1 protein-coding gene is annotated in these 1,308 nt (G+C 48.2%); it reads left to right on the forward strand.

Features of this window, described 5'->3' with window-relative positions:
* A partial coding sequence (locus EKM95_RS11555) for a replication initiation factor domain-containing protein (RefSeq protein ID WP_164510206.1) occupies positions 1-1,092 on the forward strand: 1,092 nt, incomplete at its 5' end.
* Between the last annotated feature and the right edge of the window lie 216 nt (positions 1,093-1,308).

The following is a 1,308-nucleotide window of genomic DNA, read 5'->3' on the forward strand; positions in this document are numbered from 1 at the left end:
ACGTTGGCGTTGCGTGCGTTGACCGGTCAGAATAATCTGGACGTCTGTATCGACTATCTCAGCGTCACCTTCAAGACACACGACTACGAAGAGTTGATTAACAAACTGTTCCAAATCAGCCCGACCCATTTCAATCTTCACGAAGGCGCCCACTACGGCTATTCAGCAACCTTAACATGCGGTGAGATCAAGATGATGTTATCACCTTACCAAGACGTGGATGCCGAAGATTACAAGCCGAAAGACGACAGTGGCACAATGATTGAGCTGAAAGGTCAAGGCTGTCGCTACGTCGAATCGTATCTGCAATCACAACATCGAACTTGGTACGATTTTCTGGAAACTTGTCTCAAACTGGATTGCCACTTCACTCGACTGGATTTAGCCATCAACGACCGCAACGGTTTACTAGACGTGCCAACACTAATTGAGAAGTGTGACCATGATGAATTCAGCTCACGCTTTCGCGGGTTCAGGGACAACCGCACCAAACAGTGGCACGCTTCCGGACGCACCTTGTACCTTGGTTCACCACAAAGCGAAGTCAATTTCTGCATCTATGACAAGGCATTTGAGCAACATCAAAAACACCCAGAAATCGCCATTGAAGATCAACCAATCCGTACTCGCTTTGAAGTGCGCCTACGCCGCGAGCGTGCCGCCACAGCGGTTGAACATCTATTAGCGACACATGATCCCGAGCAAGTCGTGTTCGGCATCATCAATCAGTATCTGCGTTTCTTGACGCCAAGTCATAAGCCTAGAAGTGAGTGGGCGTTAGATCCCCGTTGGGCGGCGTTCATCGGTAACAATCGGGATAAGTTGCGCCTGTCCACTAATCCAGAGCCGTTAAACTATGACCACATTACGCGATGGCTAAGAAAGCAAGTCGCACCCTCGCTCAAGATGTTGCAGTTGATCGACCAGTACAACAATACGAGCGAACTCAAGGCCATCATCGACAGTGGCAAGTTGACGCAACGCCACTGGGACGTGATCCACCATTTTCAACACCAACGCAACGGTGTTATGACCGATTCAAAGCAACGTGAGAAATCAAAAAAGAGCGACTACGCCGACCAAAGCAAGTAGTCACCCTTCACAGATAAAATATGGGTTCTATCTGACTTGATTATCTCACTCCCACCAAACTTTAGGAAGTGATTTGATTGAATATTAACGTACCAGAACAGCCAGTCTTCCTGACGATGACTAGAGCTGATCTTATCAAACCTGGATTATTCACCTCGGTATTTGGGACATGAAATCGCATCTGGCCGGTCTGAAAGCAACGTTTGGAGCGTTGCG

This window comes from Lacticaseibacillus yichunensis (assembly GCF_003946405.1).
Classification (GTDB): domain Bacteria; phylum Bacillota; class Bacilli; order Lactobacillales; family Lactobacillaceae; genus Lacticaseibacillus; species Lacticaseibacillus yichunensis.